This window comes from Vibrio sp. VB16 (assembly GCF_015594925.2).
GTDB lineage: Bacteria > Pseudomonadota > Gammaproteobacteria > Enterobacterales > Vibrionaceae > Vibrio.
This window is the reverse complement of the sequence record NZ_CP087590.1, coordinates 3,232,732-3,253,617: the sequence shown is the minus strand read 5'-3', so window position 1 is coordinate 3,253,617 and position 20,886 is coordinate 3,232,732. Positions and strand designations below refer to the sequence as shown.

The 20,886-nt window shown below is 40.0% G+C and carries 23 protein-coding genes; 9 read left to right on the top strand and 14 right to left on the bottom strand.

What is annotated here, in order from left to right; genetic code table 11:
- The 5 genes from lptA to IUZ65_RS14800 are packed head-to-tail and all read right to left on the bottom strand — an operon-like array spanning position 1 to position 3,585.
- Positions 1–498 (bottom strand): lipopolysaccharide transport periplasmic protein LptA, encoded by a 498-nt coding sequence (lptA, locus tag IUZ65_RS14820; RefSeq protein WP_195704449.1) that lies wholly within the window; start codon positions 496–498, stop codon positions 1–3.
- Positions 479–1,042 (bottom strand): LPS export ABC transporter periplasmic protein LptC, encoded by a 564-nt coding sequence (gene lptC / locus IUZ65_RS14815; protein WP_195704448.1) that lies wholly within the window; start codon positions 1,040–1,042, stop codon positions 479–481. The genes lptA and lptC overlap by 20 nt, the downstream gene beginning before the upstream one ends.
- Positions 1,039–1,602, bottom strand: a complete 564-nt coding sequence (gene kdsC, locus IUZ65_RS14810) for a 3-deoxy-manno-octulosonate-8-phosphatase KdsC (RefSeq protein WP_195705132.1) — start codon at positions 1,600–1,602, stop codon at positions 1,039–1,041. The genes lptC and kdsC overlap by 4 nt, the downstream gene beginning before the upstream one ends.
- 8 nt (positions 1,603–1,610) lie before the next feature.
- Positions 1,611–2,579, bottom strand: a complete 969-nt coding sequence (gene kdsD, locus IUZ65_RS14805; RefSeq protein ID WP_195704447.1) for an arabinose-5-phosphate isomerase KdsD — start codon at positions 2,577–2,579, stop codon at positions 1,611–1,613.
- A 40-nt stretch (positions 2,580–2,619) separates the two neighbouring features.
- Positions 2,620–3,585, bottom strand: a complete 966-nt coding sequence (locus IUZ65_RS14800; protein ID WP_195704446.1) for a calcium/sodium antiporter — start codon at positions 3,583–3,585, stop codon at positions 2,620–2,622.
- 299 nt (positions 3,586–3,884) lie between these two features.
- Between IUZ65_RS14800 and mlaF the strand changes: the two genes are divergently transcribed.
- The 8 genes from mlaF (at position 3,885) to IUZ65_RS14760 (ending at position 9,278) form a co-directional block, all read left to right on the top strand.
- Entirely contained in the window at positions 3,885–4,679 is a 795-nt protein-coding gene (gene mlaF, locus IUZ65_RS14795; RefSeq protein ID WP_195704445.1) for a phospholipid ABC transporter ATP-binding protein MlaF, read from the top strand.
- A 1-nt stretch (position 4,680) separates the two neighbouring features.
- Positions 4,681–5,472 carry a lipid asymmetry maintenance ABC transporter permease subunit MlaE gene (gene mlaE, locus IUZ65_RS14790; RefSeq protein ID WP_195704444.1) on the top strand — a complete coding sequence of 264 codons (792 nt, stop codon included), beginning with the start codon at positions 4,681–4,683 and terminating at the stop codon, positions 5,470–5,472.
- 2 nt (positions 5,473–5,474) lie between these two features.
- Positions 5,475–5,954 carry an outer membrane lipid asymmetry maintenance protein MlaD gene (gene mlaD, locus IUZ65_RS14785; RefSeq protein ID WP_195704443.1) on the top strand — a complete coding sequence of 160 codons (480 nt, stop codon included), beginning with the start codon at positions 5,475–5,477 and terminating at the stop codon, positions 5,952–5,954.
- 44 nt (positions 5,955–5,998) lie between these two features.
- Entirely contained in the window at positions 5,999–6,613 is a 615-nt protein-coding gene (locus IUZ65_RS14780; RefSeq protein WP_229638191.1) for an ABC transporter substrate-binding protein, read from the top strand.
- Positions 6,610–6,915: an STAS domain-containing protein gene (locus tag IUZ65_RS14775; RefSeq protein ID WP_195704441.1), complete on the top strand. Its 306-nt coding sequence runs from the start codon at positions 6,610–6,612 to the stop codon at positions 6,913–6,915. Before IUZ65_RS14780 ends, IUZ65_RS14775 begins: the two co-directional genes overlap by 4 nt.
- A 12-nt stretch (positions 6,916–6,927) precedes the next feature.
- The gene (gene ibaG / locus IUZ65_RS14770; RefSeq protein ID WP_195704440.1) at positions 6,928–7,182 is read left to right on the top strand and encodes a BolA family iron metabolism protein IbaG; all 255 of its coding nucleotides are present in this window, start codon (positions 6,928–6,930) and stop codon (positions 7,180–7,182) included.
- A 7-nt stretch (positions 7,183–7,189) separates the two neighbouring features.
- Positions 7,190–8,455 (top strand): UDP-N-acetylglucosamine 1-carboxyvinyltransferase, encoded by a 1,266-nt coding sequence (gene murA / locus IUZ65_RS14765; RefSeq protein WP_195704439.1) that lies wholly within the window; start codon positions 7,190–7,192, stop codon positions 8,453–8,455.
- Between the two features lie 91 nt (positions 8,456–8,546).
- Positions 8,547–9,278 (top strand): 1-acylglycerol-3-phosphate O-acyltransferase, encoded by a 732-nt coding sequence (locus tag IUZ65_RS14760; protein ID WP_195704438.1) that lies wholly within the window; start codon positions 8,547–8,549, stop codon positions 9,276–9,278.
- 72 nt (positions 9,279–9,350) lie between these two features.
- Here IUZ65_RS14760 and IUZ65_RS14755 read toward each other — a convergent pair whose 3' ends face one another.
- The 9 genes from IUZ65_RS14755 to arcA (IUZ65_RS14715) all read right to left on the bottom strand — a co-directional run bounded on the left by IUZ65_RS14755 (position 9,351) and on the right by arcA (IUZ65_RS14715) (position 19,739).
- On the bottom strand, positions 9,351–9,740 hold the full coding sequence (locus IUZ65_RS14755) for a RidA family protein (RefSeq protein WP_195704437.1): 390 nt from the start codon (positions 9,738–9,740) through the stop codon (positions 9,351–9,353).
- A gap of 125 nt (positions 9,741–9,865) precedes the next feature.
- On the bottom strand, positions 9,866–10,357 hold the full coding sequence (locus IUZ65_RS14750) for an arginine repressor (RefSeq protein ID WP_231363591.1): 492 nt from the start codon (positions 10,355–10,357) through the stop codon (positions 9,866–9,868).
- A 395-nt stretch (positions 10,358–10,752) separates the two neighbouring features.
- Positions 10,753–11,217, bottom strand: a complete 465-nt coding sequence (gene pyrI, locus IUZ65_RS14745) for an aspartate carbamoyltransferase regulatory subunit (protein ID WP_195704436.1) — start codon at positions 11,215–11,217, stop codon at positions 10,753–10,755.
- A 14-nt stretch (positions 11,218–11,231) separates the two neighbouring features.
- Positions 11,232–12,161, bottom strand: coding sequence for an aspartate carbamoyltransferase (gene pyrB / locus IUZ65_RS14740; RefSeq protein WP_195704435.1), 930 nt, complete (start codon positions 12,159–12,161; stop codon positions 11,232–11,234).
- A gap of 413 nt (positions 12,162–12,574) precedes the next feature.
- Positions 12,575–13,579, bottom strand: a complete 1,005-nt coding sequence (gene argF / locus IUZ65_RS14735) for an ornithine carbamoyltransferase (protein ID WP_195704434.1) — start codon at positions 13,577–13,579, stop codon at positions 12,575–12,577.
- A gap of 117 nt (positions 13,580–13,696) precedes the next feature.
- Complete coding sequence (arcC, locus tag IUZ65_RS14730) at positions 13,697–14,611, bottom strand: carbamate kinase (protein WP_195704433.1); 915 nt, start codon at positions 14,609–14,611, stop codon at positions 13,697–13,699.
- A gap of 45 nt (positions 14,612–14,656) precedes the next feature.
- Positions 14,657–15,877, bottom strand: a complete 1,221-nt coding sequence (gene arcA, locus IUZ65_RS14725) for an arginine deiminase (RefSeq protein ID WP_195704432.1) — start codon at positions 15,875–15,877, stop codon at positions 14,657–14,659.
- Between the two features lie 598 nt (positions 15,878–16,475).
- Positions 16,476–17,921, bottom strand: a complete 1,446-nt coding sequence (locus tag IUZ65_RS14720; RefSeq protein ID WP_195704431.1) for a YfcC family protein — start codon at positions 17,919–17,921, stop codon at positions 16,476–16,478.
- 597 nt (positions 17,922–18,518) lie between these two features.
- Complete coding sequence (gene arcA, locus IUZ65_RS14715) at positions 18,519–19,739, bottom strand: arginine deiminase (RefSeq protein ID WP_195704430.1); 1,221 nt, start codon at positions 19,737–19,739, stop codon at positions 18,519–18,521.
- Positions 19,740–20,247: 508 nt separating this feature from the next.
- Between arcA (IUZ65_RS14715) and rraB the strand changes: the two genes are divergently transcribed.
- The gene (gene rraB / locus IUZ65_RS14710) at positions 20,248–20,661 is read left to right on the top strand and encodes a ribonuclease E inhibitor RraB (protein ID WP_195704429.1); all 414 of its coding nucleotides are present in this window, start codon (positions 20,248–20,250) and stop codon (positions 20,659–20,661) included.
- The last annotated feature ends 225 nt before the right edge of the window (positions 20,662–20,886 follow it).

Sequence of the window (20,886 nt, the reverse complement as noted above, 5' to 3'; positions counted from 1 at the left end):
TTATTGCTTAGTCGTTTGTGTTGGTTGAAGGACGGTTTTTACTCGTTCACCTGCACCACTATCTGCGGTGAGTTTTTGCGAGCCAATTTTATAGGTGATTTTGTTTCCCTTTATAATACTTTCATCTTGAGACAATATGGCATCAGTAATCATTGTTAATTTGTCATCATTAACATTGTAGTAGAGCTCTTTAGATTGCCCGTTTAAGGTTTTTCCATCATCAGTCAACTGAGAAAATGTTGCAGGATTTCCATAACCTTCAATCTCTCTTAATGATCCATCCTCTGGATTACGGATGACGATAAGTTTGTCAGCGTTGATGTTTATGCTGCCTTGCTTAAGTTTTACGTCCCCTGTAAAAGTAACGGTATTACTTTTCATATCAAGGTTCTGAGTGTCTGAGTCTATATAAATAGGCTGATCCGAATCAGACTTAAGCGCATAAGCGTTACTTGTCGCAAGCAGACAAGCGATAAGGCTAAGGTGTGAGAGTTTCATATCTACCTTGTACATGGTTGAACAGAGTGGCGATGTTTTTTCCAAAATTACCTTTCATCGCTTGTCCTTTGTTTTCAAATGCTGGGCCGACTAATAACACCGGGTTGTCTGCCCAAAAATCTCTATTATCTAAGTGAATAGAAAGTCTGTCTGTTGCCATGGTATCAAAACCAGCATCAGGTAATAAATTTTTTGCTAGAACGTTATCGTATAAAGTGAGGACGTGGTCCTTATCTAAAATGCCACGGTCAGCGGTGACTTCCCATTCTTGGATTTCACCATCTTTATAAATATAAAGAACTGGGTACTCAAATCTGGTGTCGCCACTTACCGCATAATGGTCGAGATAATTAGAAGTAATTCGATAGCTTCTGGTACCAGAATCGTTGTAATTTGTATTATCGACATTTCGACCGCTAAGCGCTGGCACTTCAATATCAGGGATAACCTGAACTACTTCTACGTTTCTTGCACCAAATAAGTAGTAAGCTGAGTACGCCGCTACTATAAAAACCATGGTGTAAAGAACGCGAGAAATACTCATATACTCAACCCTTTATGCACATCTATCTCGCCTCTTGCTTCCAATATTAGATCGCATACCTCACGTACCGCTCCATGACCACCCTTGATATGAGTGACATAGTTGGCACGTCTTGCAAGTAATGGATGACCATCGGCAACACAAACCTTGAGCGCTACTTTTTCCATTACTGGCCAATCGATAAGGTCATCACCTATGTAGCCAGTAGATTCAGGTAAGACATTAATTTTAGAACAGATATCCTTATAAGCCTTAACTTTGTCGTCTTGTCCTTGATAGATGAGGTTTATACCCAAGGCTCTCATCCTATTTTCGACGATTTGTGATTTTCGACCAGTAATTATCGCGATTTCGATTCCGGCATTCATAAGTGATTTCACACCATACCCATCGTGAGTATGGAAGGTCTTCATCTCTTCTCCTTGATTGCCCATGTAAATCAAGCCGTCAGAAAATACGCCATCAACGTCACAGATGAGTAGCTTAATTCCTTTTGCGATGGCGATAATATCTTTTGGTACCGAGCCATAAATGGTGTTCACAAGATCGTTTTTTGACAAATTTGGCACTACATTACCCCTGCCTTTAATAAATCATGCATGTTAAGTGCCCCTACTAATTTTTCGTCTTCACATAACAACAAACTGGTAATTTGTTTTGCTTGCATCATATTGACACCTTCCACAGCAAGCATATTAGGCGTCGCCATTGTCGGATTTTTGGTCATAACATCGCCAATTTTGGTCGAGTAAACATCAACTTGCTCATCCAATAACCGTCTTAAATCACCATCTGTAAAGATACCCAAGACTTTGTCGGACTGGTCAACAATAGCGGTCATGCCTAATCCCTTTTGAGATATCTCAATCAGCGCATCTCTAATTAGGGCTGATTCGCTTACTTTCGGCATATTTTCGCCAGTACGCATAATATCCTTAAGCTTAAGAAGCAGTTTTCTTCCTAGCGCTCCGCCTGGGTGGGACAATGCAAAGTCTTCAGAGGTAAAGCCTCTCGCTTGAAGTAAGGATACTGCTAAGGCATCGCCCATAACAAGTGTAGCTGTTGTACTGCTTGTTGGCGCTTGACCCAGTGGACACGCTTCTTCTGGCACGGTGATCTGTAGATGAATATCCGACAGTTTTGCCATGGTTGACTGCGGTTTTCCAGTCATACTGATGAGTTTTATGTTCAGTCGTTTCAATACTGGAAAAAGAGACAGTAGTTCGGAAGATTCGCCGGAGTTAGATATGGCGATAACGATATCAGTTGGTTCTATCATTCCCAAGTCGCCATGCGCGGCTTCTCCTGGGTGAACGAAAAACGCAGAGGTGCCCGTACTCGCTAACGTTGCTGCTATTTTGTTTCCTATATGTCCAGATTTTCCCATCCCCATAACAACGACTTTGCCTTTATTGTTAAGGATTAAGTCACATGCTGAGCAGAAATCATCATTGAAGTATTGAACTAATTGTTGAAGGCCTGCAACTTCAGTATCTAGTACCTTTTTAGCGGCACTTTTATAGTCAAACGTGGACATGTATAAAAAAACTCCTGTTCAGTGAATAGCAACGTTTTAGTTATGCGTTCATATTTGTAAATAGATAAACCTGGTAACTAATAAAACAGATAAGCAGTATGCCGGCTTCTATACGGTTGATACTGCGTGACTTGCCTAGTGCAAAAAGTACCAATAAGAGTGAAACAGCTAGCATGACCCAAAAGTCTCTCGCCATAGCATGTTCACTCAATATAGATGGATTTAGGATTCCTGGAATACCCATCACTGCCAATATGTTAAAGACATTAGAACCGATGATATTGCCGACGGCCATATCATCTTCCCCTTTTAATACACCCGCAAGGGAAGCGGCTAATTCTGGTAGGCTAGTACCGATCGCAATGATAGTTAAACCAATAATCAAATCGCTCATGCCGAAAAATTTTGCAATAACGACTGCGTTGTCGACTAAGGTATCAGCAGCAATAGGGAGTATAACTAAGCCGACAACCACCCACATACCTGCTTTGATATTACTCACCCCATCGGGTATTTCGGATTCTTGATCTTCTATAAATGAATCGCCATTGCGCTTCTCTTTATGACTAATTCGGAGCATTGCAATTATAAACGCTCCGAAAAGCACGAATAACAGTACACCTTCGTAAAAACCTAAGTGACTATCCCAAAGAATAACACCGGCTAATAGAGTGACTATAATCATAAGAGGAAGTTCACGGCGAATAACGCCAGAACTGATAGAAAGTGGTTTAACTAATGCTGTAATACCAAGTATTAGAGCAATATTGGCGATATTAGATCCTAAAACATTACCGACAGCAGTGTCGGATTTTCCTGCAAGAGAAGCTGTGGCGGAGACCATCATTTCTGGAGCCGAAGAGCCCATCGCCAATATGGTCATACCGATAACAAGTGGAGATATCCCAATGTTTTTAGCTAATGCTGCCGCACCAAAAACGAGCTTATCGGCACTCCAGACTAAAAAGACTAAACCCACTACGAGAAAAATAACAGCTTCAAGCATGATGATTCCTACAAAATTGCACTATTAAACAAGTGGCCGCTAATTTTACTTTCAGCGATTTAAAAGGGAAGTTTAATTTTGAAGAATTTAATGTGGGAATGTTTTCCCGCTTTTCAGTTACAAAAGTCAAATCAGGGCATTCCTTAGCTCAATTCATGAATTATACGCCTAGAAAGAGTACTAATTCTAGTCGAAATAGGGTTAGAATCTGAATCTTATGTATCTTAACCAAGATTGTCGATATTATATCGTTTAAATTGATAGCTTTAACAGTATCAGCCAATTAGAAAAGTGAGACTATGTCAGTAAAAGATTTTGTGATAATAAAAAATCTTACCTTTAGCCGGGGAGACCGAACTATATTTGATAATGTTAATCTGACTGTGCCTGAGGGGAAGATTACAGCAATTATGGGTCCGTCCGGTATTGGTAAAACGACATTGTTACGACTTATTGGTGGTCAGATTTTACCCGAGTCAGGTGAAATTTGGTTTGATAACCAAAATATTCCTATTCTGAGAAGAAATCAGCTTTACCAAGCACGAAAAAAAATGAGCATGCTATTTCAATCTGGGGCTCTATTTACTGATCTTAACGTATTCGATAACGTCGCCTTCCCTTTACGCGAACACACACAATTGTCTGAAGAGTTAATCAACACGCTTGTTACTCTGAAACTTGAAGCGGTTGGGCTTCGCGGAGCGGAAGAATTAATGCCTAGTGAACTTTCTGGCGGCATGGCTCGTAGGGCTGCATTGGCCAGAGCGATTGCACTTGACCCTGAACTGATCATGTACGATGAACCATTTGTGGGGCAAGACCCAATAACTATGGGTGTATTGGTTCAGTTGATTAGAAGCTTAAATCAAGCGTTAGGATTAACCTCTATCGTGGTATCTCATGATGTACCAGAGGTGATGAGCATTGCTGACCAAGTTTATTTACTTGCCGATGGACGTATAATAGCATCCGGTTCACCGCAAGAACTAAGAGAGAATCCGGATCCTATGGTCCAACAGTTTTTAATGGGGCATGCGGATGGTCCGGTTCCATTTCGATTCCCAGCGAAGCCAATTGAAGAGGATTTAAATTAGAATGCTTAATCCTTTATTGAATTATTTAGAAAATTTGGGTGCCAATGCGATAAGCCGTTGTCAATCTTTTGGGCGAGCGACAATCATGTTGGCTGGTGCTATTTTTAATCGACCGCACCCAATTAAAAATTTGCCACTATTAATCAAACAACTCTACAGTATTGGTGTCCAATCTCTTGCTATTATTGTCGTTTCTGGTCTGTTTATAGGCATGGTACTAAGTCTTCAAGGTTTTGTTGTTTTAATTGATTATGGTGCAGAAGGTAGTTTAGGACAGATGGTGACGCTTTCGCTCTTGAGAGAATTAGGGCCGGTGGTTACAGCATTACTGTTTGCAGGTAGAGCTGGTTCAGCACTTACGGCTGAAATAGGTTTAATGAAGGCAACAGAGCAAATTTCTAGCCTTGAAATGATGGCAGTAGACCCATTAAAACGGGTCATTGCTCCAAGGTTCTGGGCTGGGTTGATCTCTATGCCACTGCTCGCTATGATTTTCATTACAGTCGGTATCTGGGGCGGACAAATTGTAGGTGTGGATTGGAAAGGTGTCGACCATGGTAGTTTTTGGTCAGCAATACAATCATCCGTTCAATTGGGACGAGATGTCGGCAACAGTTTTATAAAGTGTATGGTATTTGCAATTACCATCACTTGGATTGCTTTATTTAACGGCTATGATGCGATACCAACATCTGAGGGTATAAGTAAAGCGACAACACGCACGGTAGTGCACTCTTCTTTAGCCGTTTTAGGACTGGATTTTGTCTTAACAGCGTTGATGTTCGGGAATTGATAATGCAACAAACACGTAAATTGGAATTATGGGTCGGTGCTTTTGTATTGGCTGGTGTCATCGCAGTTTTAATCATGATATTTAAAGTGGCAAATGTCACCGGGTTAAGTTCAGGAAACGCCTATAATCTACAAGCTTATTTCGATAATATCGGCAGCCTTAAAGTACGTTCACCCGTAAAAATTGGTGGGGTCGTGGTGGGTAGAGTAAGTGCTATTGATTTAGACAAGGAGACGTTTACTCCTCTGGTTACTTTATCCATCGAAGATCAATATGGGCAGTTCCCTGAAACATCAAGTGCAGAAATTTTGACCTCTGGTTTGATTGGTGAGCAATATATTGGACTTATACCTGGCTTTGTCGATGATGGTATTGAAATGCTCGGTAATGGTGACTTTATAGAAGACACCAAATCGGCGTTGGTGTTGGAAGATCTCATTGGACAAGTTTTATACAGCGTTAATGGTTCTGACGAGGAGTAATGGGTATGAGTTGGATAAAACAGATTATTCAAGTGGTCATTGTGATGATGGTTATCTCGAGTAATGGTTACGCTCAAGATATCGACAAAACTCAGCCTTACGAGATGATAAAGGAAGTGTCTCAGAATTTATTTGACCGCTTAAAAGTGGAAAATGAAAGTATTAGAGAAAATCCTGAGATACTAAAGGTCGTCGTAGAAGAAGAACTTATGCCTTATATCGACTATCGATACTCAGCGTTAAAGGTATTGGGTAGCCATCTCAAAAAAGAGAAGAATAGAGATAATGTTAAAGAGTTCGTTGTCGCTTTTCGTGAATACCTCGTTACTTCGTATGCGCAGGTCTTAACGTTGTACTCTGATCAAATCGTTCAATTTGAACCAGAAAAAGCGGTCGACGCAAATAAGAGAATTACGAGTGTTAAGGTTGATGTTGTTGACGCTCCAAGACCTGATATACGGCTTGAATTTAAACTGAGAAAAAATAAGAAGACCGGAGAATGGTTAGCTTTCGATATTGTGGCAGAAGGTGTGAGCCTATTATCAAGCAAGCAGTCGGAATGGGGATCAAAAATAAGAAAAGAAGGTATTCCGTCTGTTTCTCAAGAGCTTATGGTTTTGTCCGCTAGGCCTATTCGATTTGAAGGAGAGGCAAAATGAGTGAGTGTCAATGGCAAGCAAGCGCCACTGGCTATGCTCTTTCGGGGGAACTGACTCGAGACACTGTCCCTAGCGTTTGGGTTAATATACAAGGCTGGACACCGACTCAATCTGAATGTGAAGTCTCTCTTGAACAGACTCACCGAATAGATTCAGCTGGAATGGCAATGTTAATTCATTTAATTCAGCATGCAAAAAATTCAAACTGTCATATAATGCTCAGCTTCGTGCCGGAGCAGTTACGAACATTATTCCAATTGAGCAACATAGAAACCATGTTGGTTAATCATATAAAAAAATAGATGGGATCTATCGTGGAAAGTATAGACGTAAAAAAAATTCTAGAAGAAGCTCTTGAAATTCAAGAGATTCATGTAAAAGGTAGCGGAAGTCAATTTGAAGTCATCGCGATTGACGCGTGTTTTGAGACTCTAAGTCGAGTCAAAAAACAACAATTAATTTACTCTCCTCTGATGGAATACATTCAGAGAAATGATATTCATGCAGTTACAATTAAAGCGTTTACTCCAGAAGAGTGGGAACGCGACAAGAAATTGATGTCGTTATAAGGTTTATATGGAAAAGTTTAGAGTTACAGGTTCCCATCAACCACTTAGTGGTGAAGTTGAAATCGGTGGAGCAAAAAACGCGGCCTTACCAATTTTATTTGCAGCAATCTTGGCCGAAGAACCGGTTGAAGTATCCAATGTGCCTAAATTAAAAGACATTGATACGACCATGGAACTGCTTAAGCGCCTTGGTGCAAAAGTCAGTCGCAATGGTTCGGTTCATGTAGATAGCAGCACGATAGATGAATATTGCGCACCATACGATTTAGTGAAAACGATGCGCGCCTCTATTTGGGCTTTAGGTCCTTTAGTTGCCCGTTTTGGCAAAGGACAAGTATCTCTTCCTGGTGGATGTGCAATAGGCGCTCGACCTGTCGATCTACATATCCATGGCCTAGAACAATTAGGTGCCACTATCACCCTTGATGAAGGTTATGTTAAGGCTGAGGTAGATGGACGTCTAAAAGGCGCACATATCGTCATGGACAAGGTGAGTGTTGGTGCAACCATCACTGTTATGTGTGCGGCGGCACTAGCCGAAGGAACGACGGTTCTAGATAATGCGGCACGAGAACCTGAAATCGAAGATACCGCCCAATTTCTTAACACGATCGGCGCGAAAATCTCTGGTGCTGGTGGTGATACAATCACTATTGAAGGCGTAGAGCGTTTAGGTGGTGGTAAGCACTCAGTACTACCTGATCGTATAGAAACAGGAACATTCCTTGTCGCTGCTGCTGTTTCTGGTGGCAAAATAGTGTGTAAAAAAACGCAATCGTCTCTGCTTGAAGCGGTATTAGCTAAGTTAGAAGAAGCAGGAGCAAAAATTGAAACGGGTGAAGATTGGATAAGCCTTGATATGACGGAACGTGAGCTTAAAGCCGTTTCGATCAGAACAGCACCTCATCCCGGTTTTCCAACCGATATGCAAGCCCAATTTACGTTATTGAATATGATGGCCAAAGGTGGTGGTGTTATCACTGAAACCATCTTTGAAAATCGTTTTATGCATGTACCTGAATTGCAACGTATGGGTGCAAAAGCAGAAGTTGAAGGCAATACGGTTATTTGTGGTGATGTTGAAGAACTCAGTGCCGCTCAAGTAATGGCAACAGACCTTCGAGCTTCTGCAAGTTTAGTTATCGCAGGGTGTATTGCGAAAGGCGAAACAATTGTCGACCGAATTTATCATATTGATCGTGGCTACGAAAAAATAGAGAACAAGCTGAACAAACTTGGTGCTCAAATAGAACGGTTTAGTGAATCTAGCTAATAAACTAGATTAATTGAAAGCCGAAATCTAGATGATTTCGGCTTTTTGATTTCTAACTCTTTTGTACAACTAACCATCGCGGAGAAGTTAAATGGTTGCATTATTACGTGTTATTGCAGTGATAATATTTGCAGTATTCATGTTTGTATTTGGTTGTGGGTATAGCTTGCTTACACCACGTAACCCCAAGTTGGTTTATATTATCGGTGGTAAGTTTTGTAAAATGGCCAGTATCTTCGGGTTTAAGTTGGAATTAAGATTTCCAGAAGATGCGTATGAAAGAGGCCAAAACTTGTACGTAGCAAATCATCAAAATAATTGGGATCTATTTACCGTGTCCGCAGCAGTAACACCGAAAGTGGTGACGGTCGGGAAAAAAAGTTTGGTTTGGATTCCGCTGTTCGGCCAACTTTATTGGATCACGGGAAACATTCTTATCGATCGCTTCAATCGTTCGAAAGCGAAAGGTACGATCGATCAAGTGGTGGATAGTATGAAATCGAGTGATGTATCGGTCTGGATGTTTCCAGAAGGTACACGTTCACGGGGGCGTGGGTTACTGCCGTTTAAAACAGGTGCATTTCATGCCGCTATAGGTGCTGGTGTCCCTATTATCCCGATTGTCTGTAGCTCGACTCAAGGTAAAATAAAGTTTAATCGTTGGAACAATGGCCACGTTATTGTAGAGATGTTGCCACCAATAAAAACAGAAGGTTACGCTAAAGAGAATACTCGAGAGCTAGCAAACTTAGTCCGTGAGCAGATGAAAGCAAAGTTGGAAGATCTGGACGCCGAAGTTGACCGTCTTAATACAAAAAAATAGTCATAAACAACAAATAATCAGCGCATATAAAACCTTTCAGATGCGCTGTTTAATTCTCAGCGAGCAACCGTTTTATCTTACTGCGATTGCTTCTATTTCAATCTTTACATCTTTTGGTAATCGAGCCACTTCAACGCAGGAACGTGCCGGGTAGTTTGCAACGTTGTGCTCATCAAAAAACTGACCATAAATTTCGTTCACTGTACCAAAGTCATTGAGATCTTTGACAAAAACGGTCATCTTAACAATATTAGAAACGCTTAACCCTGAAGACTCAACCACGGCTTTGACGTTGTCTAATGACTGACGAGCTTGTTTGGCTATATCATCTGAAACAATTTCCCCAGTCGATGGAATGACAGGAATCTGTCCTGAGGTCATCACCATATTCCCCAAATCTACGCCTTGAACATAGGGGCCAATAGCGGCTGGTGCTTGTTCAGTATGAAGTACTTTAGTCATTTTTAATCCTTAGTGTAGACATGTATTATTTCATTCAATGCAGTTGTCTAGGCGCCACACCCATAGCCATTCAGTTGTGAACGACTATAATCTAGCAGCAAAATATCTATTGATGAGACATTGTTTTATAGAGACATACCTAGGCGCTTACGTACTATTGCTTCGCATTCAGAAATACGCTTTATATCTTTTGGTGCGACCATCACTGTATCATTTCCACCGACCGTTCCCAATATCTCTTCGTGAGGCTGCATATCTATAATGCGCGCAACAAGTTGAGCGCTACCTGGGTGAGTCTTAACTACAACGACAAGCTGATTATGTGTAACGAACTCAACCTGAGACGAAATGGATGAATCGACTCTAATGCCCTCATTTTCCATGGAGAGGCAATAAACCTTCTTCCCATAAGCGTTGGGTATTTTCACCACGTTGAGTTTGGTCAAAATACGTGAAACGGTAGACTGACTTACGTCGTCATAACCAAGGTCGATAAGTTCATTCCTTAAACTTTCTTGTGTGCTAAAGCTTTGCTGTTGCAATAAACGCCTGCATATGTTGGTAATGCTATCTTCGTTTGCTGTTTTTAAATCGTTAGAATAAGTAAGATTGTTCACGAACTGCACCTTAATTATTGGAGAGTGTTTGAAAGCTGGTTCAATGATCCGTTTGTTACCCAGAGCCAATTAATAGGTTTTTCTTATCTATTTGTATTCATTATGATAATTTTCCCCACTGTGATGATTTTAACAGTGCAGAACCATGGTTTTCTTGAACTCGATCACCAAATAAAAACATTGTAAATGGGCCGATTTAAAGTGCAATTGAGTATTTATATTCATTTTTATAAGTCATTTATCCAGAGTAAAAGAGTCATAAAAAGATTAACTGAGCGCTAACAATGAGTTGAAGGAATTGGAAGGAAGAGAGAGATTACTAGTTATTCTTTTTTTTGTATGTCGATCACAAATAGCGCACAAAATTTGTGAGCTATTTGTCAAAATTGAGAATGTTAATTCCGCTCGGTTACAATTTCCCGAGAGAACACTTTTTCACAATATTTGCATTTTAGCTGAATATCATCGACTTTTTTGATGACGCTGAAACTGCTATCAACAGGCTCTCCATGCGAGATGCAATTTGTATTTGGACACGAGAATACCGCTTCAATTTTGTCAGGAAAGTCGAGCGCAAGTTTTTTGGTTACTTCATAATTTTCGATTTGGTTAACGGTCGCGTTGGGAGCATACAAGGCCAATTGATTGGCTTGATCCTCTGTAATGTAGACATTTTCAATTTTGATCAGATCTTTCGCGCCCAATGCTGATGAAGGTAGGTTAAGCCCCATGGTGATGCGTTGTTCACTCTTATGCATCCTAAACAACTTAAGTACCTTTATCCCTACGTGAGCAGGAATATGGTCAATGACAGAGCCGTTCTTAATTGCTTCTACTTGTAGATGTGCCTTGTTTACCATTTGTTATTCCTCACTTAAAGATCTTGATTAAGTACTAGTGCGAGTAGTGCTTCACGTGCGTAAACGCCATTTTCTGCTTGTTGAAAATAATAAGCATGTTTGGTTTTATCTACATCGTTGGCGATTTCATCTACTCGTGGTAGTGGATGGAGTACTTTCATGTTTTCTCGGGCGTCAGAAAGTTGCTCGGCTGAAAGGATAAATGCGGATTTGATATGGGCGTACTCTGATTCATCAAATCGCTCTTTTTGAACTCGAGTCATATAGAGAATATCTAACTCAGGTATCACATCATCCATTTCTGTATGTAGGCTGTAAGGGATACCTGCATTGTCCAGTTCCTCACATATATAATCAGGCATAGCGAGTACATCAGGTGCAATAAAGAAGAAACGGTTATTCTCAAACTTAGCTAAGGCTTGGGTTAATGAGTGAACAGTTCGACCATATTTTAAATCACCCACAAGAGCAACATTGAGGTTGTCCAGTCTGCCCTGAGTTTCATATATTGAGAATAGGTCAAGCAGAGTCTGGGTTGGGTGTTGGTTTGCCCCATCGCCACCGTTAATAACGGGTATGCCGTTTGAAAACTCAGAAGCGAGTCTCGCTGCTCCTTCTTGAGGATGACGCATTACAAAGGCATCCACATACGAGGAGATAACCTGTACAGAGTCTGCAAGTGTTTCCCCTTTTTTAGCCAGAGATGTATTACCACCATTATCAAAACCAATGACGGTTCCGCCTAGGCGCTGGATAGCGGTCTCGAACGAAAGGCGTGTACGAGTCGATGGCTCAAAAAAACAGCTTGCGATGACTTTATTTTTCAAGAGTTCTGGATTGGGTTCAGATTTTAGTTTACCAGCGGTTTCTACGATTAATTCAAGCTCATTGCGTTGAAATTCTGGGATGGAAATGATGTGCTTTTTAAACAGCGAGTTCGCCATGACGCTCTTCCCTTTTTAGTTGGTATAAATCATTTAGACAAAAAAAAGCCCCCTTAAACAAGGAGGCTTTATTTAAAAAAATAACAAAAACAAGAAATGAATAAAGTGCCGATACTGGTCGGCAGCACGCCTGATTTTTTATTACTACAGGGTTCATTTTCTATCTCTGTTTAGACAAATTGCCGGAGATTATACTCGCCTTTTTTGTGAACGCAAGCGATTACATCAACTTTTAATGAAATGGATTACATTACGATTACTGAATAAATGAAAGCATACATTTTAATCTTTAAAACAATCGGTTAAGTGATTTATGTGAAAAATTAATCGTTTTAATAGGTCAATTTTTTCAGTGAATAAAAAACCGAGAAAAACAGAGAATTTGATCTGTAAATCTCGGTTATCTTTATCTGTTATTGACCTAATGTTGCGACCATTATTGCTTTAATCGTGTGTAGTCTATTTTCCGCTTCATCAAATACGATTGAGTGTTCAGATTCAAATACATCCTCTGTCACCTCTAGTCCTGACATGCCATATTTTTCAGCGACTTCTTTGCCAACCGTCGTTTCATCATTATGGAATGCGGGTAGACAGTGCATGAATTTTACATGCGGGTTACCTGTTGCTTTGATCATATCCATGTTCACTTGATAAGGCGTCATCATTTTCACGCGCTCATCCCAAGCTTCTTTAGATTCACCCATAGATACCCAAACATCGGTGTACAAGAAGTCACAACCTTGAACGCCTTCTTGCACGTTTTCTGTCATGGTGATTTTTGCACCAGTCTTTTCTGCAATGTCTTTACATGTTGCAACCAAAGACGCCTCTGGCCAGAATTGTTTAGGGGCAACAAGTCTAATATCCATTCCCATTTTCGCAGCACCAACAAGCAAAGAATTACCCATGTTATTGCGAGCATCACCAAGGTAGGCGAAGGTTATTTCGTGTAGCTGCTTGCCTCGGCCGTGTTCTATCATGGTTAAGAAATCAGCTAGAATCTGAGTTGGGTGAAATTCGTCAGTTAAACCATTCCAAACAGGTACACCAGCGTGAGCACCAAGCTCTTCAACTATTTCCTGACCAAAACCACGATATTGAATACCATCATACATACGACCCAATACGCGAGCTGTATCTTTCATTGATTCTTTTTGGCCGATTTGAGAACCAGAAGGTCCTAAATAAGTAACTTTAGCACCCTGGTCAAAAGCCGCTACTTCGAAGGCACAGCGAGTACGAGTTGAAGCTTTTTCAAAAATAAGCGCAATATTTTTGCCTGTTAGGCGAGGTTGCTCGTAACCATTGTACTTTGCTTTCTTAAGCTCAGCAGACAGTTCTAACATGTGTTGGATTTCACGCGGAGTGAAGTCGAGTAATTTTAAAAAGTTACGATTGCGAATATTAAAAGCCATTGAGATTCCCCTTACAATTTTTTAATTGGAAACCGAGTATCAATGTTTGGTTGATATGAATACTCAGCTTCGATGGTTTATATGTAACTCATTATCGAGTTAAAGTGAATAAATATTCTATATTTTTGCAATAATATTTGTCCCGGCGTCACCTTTCAAGATACGCAGGCCATCTTTCAGAGAGCCTATTCCAACTAATTTGCCACCTTGTTTAATAAATTCACAAGAGGCTTCAACCTTAGGTCCCATGGAGCCAGCATCAAATTTATATTTAGCCAATATCTCAGGTGTTGTTTTAGACACGGCTTCTTGTGTTGGTTTGCCCCAATCTAAGTAAACTGCATCGGTATCCGTTAAAATAAGTAATGCGTCAGCATCCAGTTGTTTAGCTAGGAATGCGGCAGACATATCTTTGTCAATAACGGCTTCTACGCCAACAAGTTTATTGTTTTCGTATTTCACTGGAATACCACCGCCACCAGTACAAATGACTAGGTGCTGACATTCGATTAATGCTGAAATTGCGTTGGCCTCTACGATACCAGTTGGCAACGGGCTTGGTACGACACGACGGAAGTGTTCGCCATCAGGCTTGATAGTCCATTGGTATTTTTCTGCCATTGAACGAGCTTCCGCTTCTTGGTAGATAGGACCAATTGGTTTTGTCGGATCTAAAAATGCAGGGTCTTCTGGATCAACAGTCATTTGAGTAAGCATGCAAGTGACGTCTTTCTCTGGCAAGATGTTTTTCAGCTCTTGCATAAGCATATAACCGATCATGCCTTGAGTCTCTGAACCAAGTACATCGAGAGGATATGGGTTCACTTTTTTATACTCAAGACCTTGTAGCGCTAACAGTCCAACTTGAGGTCCATTACCATGCACAAGTACAACGTTATACTCGTTAGCGATTTCAGCAATGGTTTTTGCTGCTACGGCTATGTTTTGACGTTGAGTTTCCGCTTCTAATGGCTCACCACGACGAAGAAGAGCATTACCACCTAGAGCAACGATTACCGTTTGTTTAGTCATTTTGTATCTCCGTGCAGGCATGAAATGCCTGCAACTTAATGTAATTTAGATGTCATCACGTTCGATTGGGCAGCTCATGCAGCGAGCTCCACCTCGACCACGTCCAAGTTCGTCACCTGGAATTGGAAGGACAGTAATGCCAGCTTTATCATACTTTTCATTGGTATAAACGTTGCGCTCATAACCCACAACCACACCTGGTTTAACGGTTAATACGTTGTTTGCGTCATTCCACTGCTCTCGCTCTGCTTCGAAGCTATCACCACCAGTGGTGATTAAGTTGAGCTTATCTACTTTCAATGCTTTTTCGATAGCGGTAACAAAGTAGCCTTCTTCTTTGACATTGACGGTCCCAGATTCGTCGCCAGTCAAGCTCCAACATTTCACATCTTTCCTAATGACTTCAGGATAGATAGAGAATGTATCTTCTCTCATGTGTGTCATGACAGTATCTAAGTGCATGCAAGAGCGATGCTTCGGAAGCTCCATTGCAATAACTTGTTTTGCTTGGCCGTGCTTAAATAGACCTGAAGCCAGTTGTTCAACACCTTGTGCCGTAGTTCTTTCCGACATACCGATGAGAACCGCGCCTTTACCGATAACAAGTACATCACCACCTTCAATGGTGGAGTAGTCGTAATTTTTCTCTTCATCACCAAAGTATTTAATGAAATCTTGACCAGCGAAAGTTGGATGCCAACGATATATCGCTCTAAGATGGTTAGTTTCTCGTTGGCGAGCACGCTTCGCCATTGGGTTGATAGACACGCCACCATATACCCAGCATGAAGTGTCGCGAGTAAATAGATGGTTTGGTAATGGTTTTATAATGAAGTCATTAACGTCATGCATACCGCGCATCATAGATGTCGATGGTAGTGGCATTTCAGCGTAGCTTAATCCACCTAATAAGATAGAAGCCATTTCTTGGTTGGTTTGATCGCCAAGAAAAGATCTTACGTCATTGGCAAATCGAGCTCCGAATCGATAAGTAGAAACTTGGGTATCTAGTAACCACTCTTTAGCTTCTGGTACCGCTAAAGTCTCTGCTAATAAATCATGCAGCAATAATACTTCAACGCCTTGGTTGCGGAGTGTTTCTGAAAAGATATCGTGTTCTTTTCCTGCTTGCTCAACAGCTAATACGTCATCAAATAACAGGTCGTGACAGTTTGAAGGGGTAAGGTGGGTCAATGCTCGTTCTGGTCTATGCAACAAAACGCGACGTAGTTGACCTACTTCAGAACCAACGTAGAAATTACTCATAACACAATCTCTCTATTGTAATGAAGTAAATCTAATCCTGATTTATTTCATTAGGAATATTTTGAATTTAATATCGATTTCCATTTCTTGTTGGATTCGATAATACGTTTATTACCGTTATTAACTAAGACGGGAATCACATTATTAATGGTGCTTTGTTTTTGCGATGACGAGGTTTTTTATTCTATTTTTGAATAGGATTTGAATGATTTATTATTAGCCTTATTTGTTTATTGATTCGTGTAACTTGTTGTTTTTGTTGGGTTGAATAGTTATTCTTGGGTGTTTATTCACTTTATGATTTGGTGAGGTTTTTATGTCAGTTAAATATTATGCAAATAAATTGTTTGCTTATACCTAATTTGATGGTTAATTATTTTTTTGGTGGTGAATTATTGCGAAATGTTTGATGCGGTTCACACAATTTAAATTGAAATGTTTTGTTTTTAGTTGAGGCTCACTTATAGGTAAAATGAATTTTTTAGTGACTTAATAAGTGATTTAAATGCAGAAATATTCATTTTTAATTAAATTAATATTTATCATAAATAAAAAAGGCCGCTATATAAATAGCGGCCTCTATGTAATACGAATTAAGTTATAACATGGCACCAATACTTAAGGTGATGGTGATGAACACGGTAAGGATACCCAAGAGTGGTGCAACCCATTTTATCCATCTTGCGTAAGGGACGCGTGCAATAGCCAAACCACCCATTACAACTGCAGACGTCGGTGTAATTAGGTTTACAATACCCGATGCAGATTGATAAGCCGTTACAACAAGATCTCTGCTAATGCCAGCAAAGTCAGCTAATGGAGCCATTATTGGCATGGTTAGTACGGCTAATCCTGATGATGATGGAACTAAGAAAGACAACAGCACTTCTAACCAATACATGACGTTGATAAACATAATGGAAGAGAGACCGGTAACCATATGCTCAGCAGAGTTAAGCAATGTATCGGTAATCATACCGCGGTCCATTATCACTACGATACCACGAGCAATACCGATAATTAGCGCAACGCCAAGTAGGTCACGAGCACCATCTATAAAGCTTGAAGTTAATTCCTCTTCACTCATCCTTGCAACTAATCCAATGATTATGGTGGCTGCAAGGAACATAGCGGAAATTTCTGCCATCCACCAACCTGCAATCGCTACCCCATAGATCATGATACCGAAAGAAGCTGCGAATAGGCAAAGTATGACTTTACGAGTGGTTGTAAACTCAAGTACCTCACCTGACTTGTTTCCAAGGAAGTGCGTGATATTTTCTTCATACTTGTCGTAAACAATTGATTTAGTTTTGTCTGCGCGAACCATTTTCGCGTAGCGCATAACGTAACCAACACAGATTACCCAACCGATAAGCAAGATAGCAATACGCAAGAACATACCATCAGTAAATGGGATACCCGCTGCGTTTGCTGCAATTACAGTGGCAAATGGGTTGATTGTTGAACCTAAAGTACCGATACCTGCGCCTAGCAATACAGTAGCAGCTGCAACAACTGGGTCAAATCTAGCAGCAAGCATGACTGGAACTAATAAAGTGTAGAAAGGTAGCGATTCTTCAGCCATGCCGTAAATGGTACCGCCAGCAGCAAATAGAGCCATTAATATCGGGATCATTAACTCTTCCCGACCTTCTAACCTGTGCGTGACACGCTCTATACCAGCGTCGATGGCCCCCGTTTTGGTCACTAATCCTAAGAAACCACCAATGACTAAAATAAATAAAGAGACATCTATGGCAGCGGCAGAATAGGATTCGTGATCGTAGAAACCATCAATAGGGGCAAGAAATATATCAATAATACCTTGAGGATTACTTTCAACCGCTTGGTAGGTTCCTGCAATTGGGACTTCTCTACCCAGTTCTTCGTTCATCGTTCTTTCATATTGACCTGCGGGAACGATCCAAGTCATTAAAGCGACTATCGCGATCAGGGCGAAAAGAATAGTGTATGCAGATGGAAACTTAAAATTAGCAAAGAGTCCTTTTTTATCTTGTTGGTTTACTGCATGAGTTGTCATTATTATCTCCTTATTCATCTAGTTCTAGATGATCATTAGGATGAAAAATAGCGCACCAAATTTAATTATTTAGTGACAAATTTAATTTCAATATTCGATTTAAATGTCGTTAGTCTTTGACTGTAAATTAATACATCGTGTTGCCTTTTTACTGATTATTTAATATTGGATATTAATAGGTTTTGGTTATTTCTAATGATGATCTTAGAGATTTGCATCTGATCAATCTATGCTTGTAGTCACAATTTATCCCGAGAAAATATTTTGGTCTTCTTTGATGATAATGTCAGATGGGTTATTTAGTCGTTAATATAAATTAATATTCTATATTTTTTATGATGTGAATGAGAATAATATGCAAGGCAGAAGGGCGTTTTTGGCTATTAGACAGAGGATTAACAGGTATTACGAAATACAAACCGGCTAATTATGCAGTAATTTTAATGATTATTTCAATTTTGTTATTTTGACTTGGTTGAGTGAAGGAATATTATGCAGATTTTAAAATTTAAAATAGAGACGTTAAAGTTTTTATATATGAGAGCTAGATCGCCTTTTAAAAAAGCGACCTAATTGGCCGCTTAACTCGCTTAGACTTTAAATGTCGTCTCTCTCGATAGGACAACTCATACAGCGAGCTCCCCCGCGTCCTCTTCCTAGTTCATTGCCGGGAATACTCAGTACCTCAATACCGGCTTTATCATATTTTTCGTTGGTATAAACATTACGTTCGTAACCGATAACAACACCAGGTTTTACGGTAAGAACATTGTTGGCATCGTTCCACTGTTCTCGTTCTGCTTCATAGTTATCGCCACCGGTTGTAATGAGCTTAAGTTGGTCAACTTCTAATGCTGATTCGAGAGCAGAAATGTAATTCGGCATTTGCTTCGCGTTCATATCATTTTCACCTTTAGGTGTTAATGACCAAGTTTCTAAGCTTTGATTTATGATTTCAGGGTAGACAGAAAAGGTGTCTATATCTATATGGGTCATAACGGTATCGAGATGCATGCAGGAGCGGTGCTTAGGAAGCTTGAGAGCAATAACTTGCTTCGCCTGACCAGATTTGAATAGATTCGCTGCTAAGTTCTCTACACCTTGTGGCGTTGTTCTCTCTGACATCCCAATTAAGACAGAGCCTTTACCTATGACTAGTACGTCACCACCTTCAATGTTTGCGTTGTCATAATGGAGGTCCTGGTCACCGAAATAGTTGATAAAGTCACTACCAGCGAACGTTGGATGCCAACGATAGATAGCTCTTAGGTGGTTGGTTTCTCTTTGACGCGCCGCTTTCATCATTGGATTAAGTGAAACGCCTCCATAAACCCAACAAGAAGTATCTCGCGTAAATAAGTGGTTAGGTAAGGGCTCAATGACGAAATCGATAGGTTTATGCATTTTTGGAAGCATAGAGGAAGATTGGATTGGCAATTCAGAATAGGCGAGTCCACCAAGTAAAATAGTGGCTAAATGTTCATTGTCCATTTCTGCAAGGTAGTTTCTGAGATCTCTAGCGAAAGTAGGGCCATATCTAAAATCGGAAATCTGATTGACCAATAACCATTCTTTTGCTTCCTTAACTGCTAATGTTTCAACAAGCAGGTCATGCAACAATAGAACTTCAACATCTTGATTTTTTAAGGTTTGAGCAAATATGTCATGCTCTTCCCCTGCGGCTTCAACCGCTAGAACATCATCAAAAAGAAGCTCCTGACAGTTAGATGGTGTTAGGTGGGTTAATGCCCTTTCTGGACGATTTAATAATACCCGACGTAACTGGCCTACTTCCGATCCAACGTACAACTTGCTCATTCTGTATCCTTACAATATTGACTATCCCCCTTTATGACAAGCTTATGGTTAAGTTGCAAGTTACTTGATTGGAATATAATGTTAAATTTTAATTAAATAATTATCGAAAACTTCAATTTATATGTCTTATTCGCAAGTAATCAACATATTTCTCTTTTATCAATGACCGTGAAATTTGATTGATTATGCTAGTCAACAATGATGTACTCTCTGTTTATTAGTCTATTTTTCACTCTTACGCTTTGTTTTTAAAAGATAAGTTGCATTTTTTACTACAGAAAGCTAATTCATCAAGAATCATTTTTTAGTTGATATCCACTCATTATTTGTTCATGAGTATTGAATAGGCTAAACACGATTTTGTTCTGAATATGGTTTTATTTGTTAAGAAAATGTTTTGAACAACATAAGATCGTCTTGAACAATCGATTCTTAGTGGTATTTCGTTCCGATCCGTGCCATATTTCACGGCGACTCAATTACCTCATTTGCTACCTGGAGTACCAGCATGTCTCACGAAGATGAATACCTATCTGTTGAAGCGTTGATCAATATCCAAAAAGAAGAGACTAGACAGATCATCGACGCTCTTTTGGAAGATGGAAGTGATCCTGATGCTCTATACGATATTGAACACCATTTGTTTGCTGAAAATTTTGAAACATTAGAACAAGCGGTTGTTGAAGCGTTCAAAATGGGTTTTGAAGTATTAGAAGCAGAAGAGACGGAAGATGAAGATGGTAATCGTCTATTGTGTTGTGATGCTACCATGGAATCCGTACTCAGTGCTGAAGCCATTGATTTACAAGTTGAGAAGCTCATTAGTCTTGCTGAAAAATATGACATTATTTATGATGGCTGGGGCACTTTTTATGAAGGTGATGATGTCGATTATGAAGAAGATGGCATAGAAGAAGAGTAATAGAATTTAACTAATAGGCTGCATCTTTGAAATGCAGCCTTTCAATTTCTGCTTACCGCGCGACATAGCAACAACCTTCGATTTCATTTATCACTTTCAATTTCCCTCATATTTTAACGCTTTTTAAGTTAATTTCTATTTTGTCTAAACTATCAACTGTACGTGCCGATATAACTATACTAGTCAGTACTGACTAGCTAATTATTGATATCTATCGTGTAGAGG

What these genes read in the sequence shown, in the direction of transcription:
- kdsD (WP_195704447.1), bottom strand. Translation starts at nt 2,579, where the DNA reads ATGTCCACGTTTGACTATAAAAGTGCCGCTAAAAAGGTACTAGATACT.
- arcC (WP_195704433.1), bottom strand. Translation starts at nt 14,611, where the DNA reads ATGACTAAACAAACGGTAATCGTTGCTCTAGGTGGTAATGCTCTTCTT.
- murA (WP_195704439.1), top strand. Translation starts at nt 7,190, where the DNA reads ATGGAAAAGTTTAGAGTTACAGGTTCCCATCAACCACTTAGTGGTGAA.
- mlaF (WP_195704445.1), top strand. Translation starts at nt 3,885, where the DNA reads ATGTCAGTAAAAGATTTTGTGATAATAAAAAATCTTACCTTTAGCCGG.
- pyrB (WP_195704435.1), bottom strand. Translation starts at nt 12,161, where the DNA reads ATGGCGAACTCGCTGTTTAAAAAGCACATCATTTCCATCCCAGAATTT.
- arcA (WP_195704432.1), bottom strand. Translation starts at nt 15,877, where the DNA reads ATGAGTAATTTCTACGTTGGTTCTGAAGTAGGTCAACTACGTCGCGTT.
- IUZ65_RS14720 (WP_195704431.1), bottom strand. Translation starts at nt 17,921, where the DNA reads ATGACAACTCATGCAGTAAACCAACAAGATAAAAAAGGACTCTTTGCT.
- IUZ65_RS14775 (WP_195704441.1), top strand. Translation starts at nt 6,610, where the DNA reads ATGAGTGAGTGTCAATGGCAAGCAAGCGCCACTGGCTATGCTCTTTCG.
- IUZ65_RS14780 (WP_229638191.1), top strand. Translation starts at nt 5,999, where the DNA reads ATGATGGTTATCTCGAGTAATGGTTACGCTCAAGATATCGACAAAACT.
- pyrI (WP_195704436.1), bottom strand. Translation starts at nt 11,217, where the DNA reads ATGGTAAACAAGGCACATCTACAAGTAGAAGCAATTAAGAACGGCTCT.
- arcA (WP_195704430.1), bottom strand. Translation starts at nt 19,739, where the DNA reads ATGAGCAAGTTGTACGTTGGATCGGAAGTAGGCCAGTTACGTCGGGTA.
- lptA (WP_195704449.1), bottom strand. Translation starts at nt 498, where the DNA reads ATGAAACTCTCACACCTTAGCCTTATCGCTTGTCTGCTTGCGACAAGT.
- lptC (WP_195704448.1), bottom strand. Translation starts at nt 1,042, where the DNA reads ATGAGTATTTCTCGCGTTCTTTACACCATGGTTTTTATAGTAGCGGCG.
- IUZ65_RS14755 (WP_195704437.1), bottom strand. Translation starts at nt 9,740, where the DNA reads ATGACTAAAGTACTTCATACTGAACAAGCACCAGCCGCTATTGGCCCC.
- IUZ65_RS14760 (WP_195704438.1), top strand. Translation starts at nt 8,547, where the DNA reads ATGGTTGCATTATTACGTGTTATTGCAGTGATAATATTTGCAGTATTC.
- mlaD (WP_195704443.1), top strand. Translation starts at nt 5,475, where the DNA reads ATGCAACAAACACGTAAATTGGAATTATGGGTCGGTGCTTTTGTATTG.
- IUZ65_RS14800 (WP_195704446.1), bottom strand. Translation starts at nt 3,585, where the DNA reads ATGCTTGAAGCTGTTATTTTTCTCGTAGTGGGTTTAGTCTTTTTAGTC.
- argF (WP_195704434.1), bottom strand. Translation starts at nt 13,579, where the DNA reads ATGGCTTTTAATATTCGCAATCGTAACTTTTTAAAATTACTCGACTTC.
- rraB (WP_195704429.1), top strand. Translation starts at nt 20,248, where the DNA reads ATGTCTCACGAAGATGAATACCTATCTGTTGAAGCGTTGATCAATATC.
- mlaE (WP_195704444.1), top strand. Translation starts at nt 4,681, where the DNA reads ATGCTTAATCCTTTATTGAATTATTTAGAAAATTTGGGTGCCAATGCG.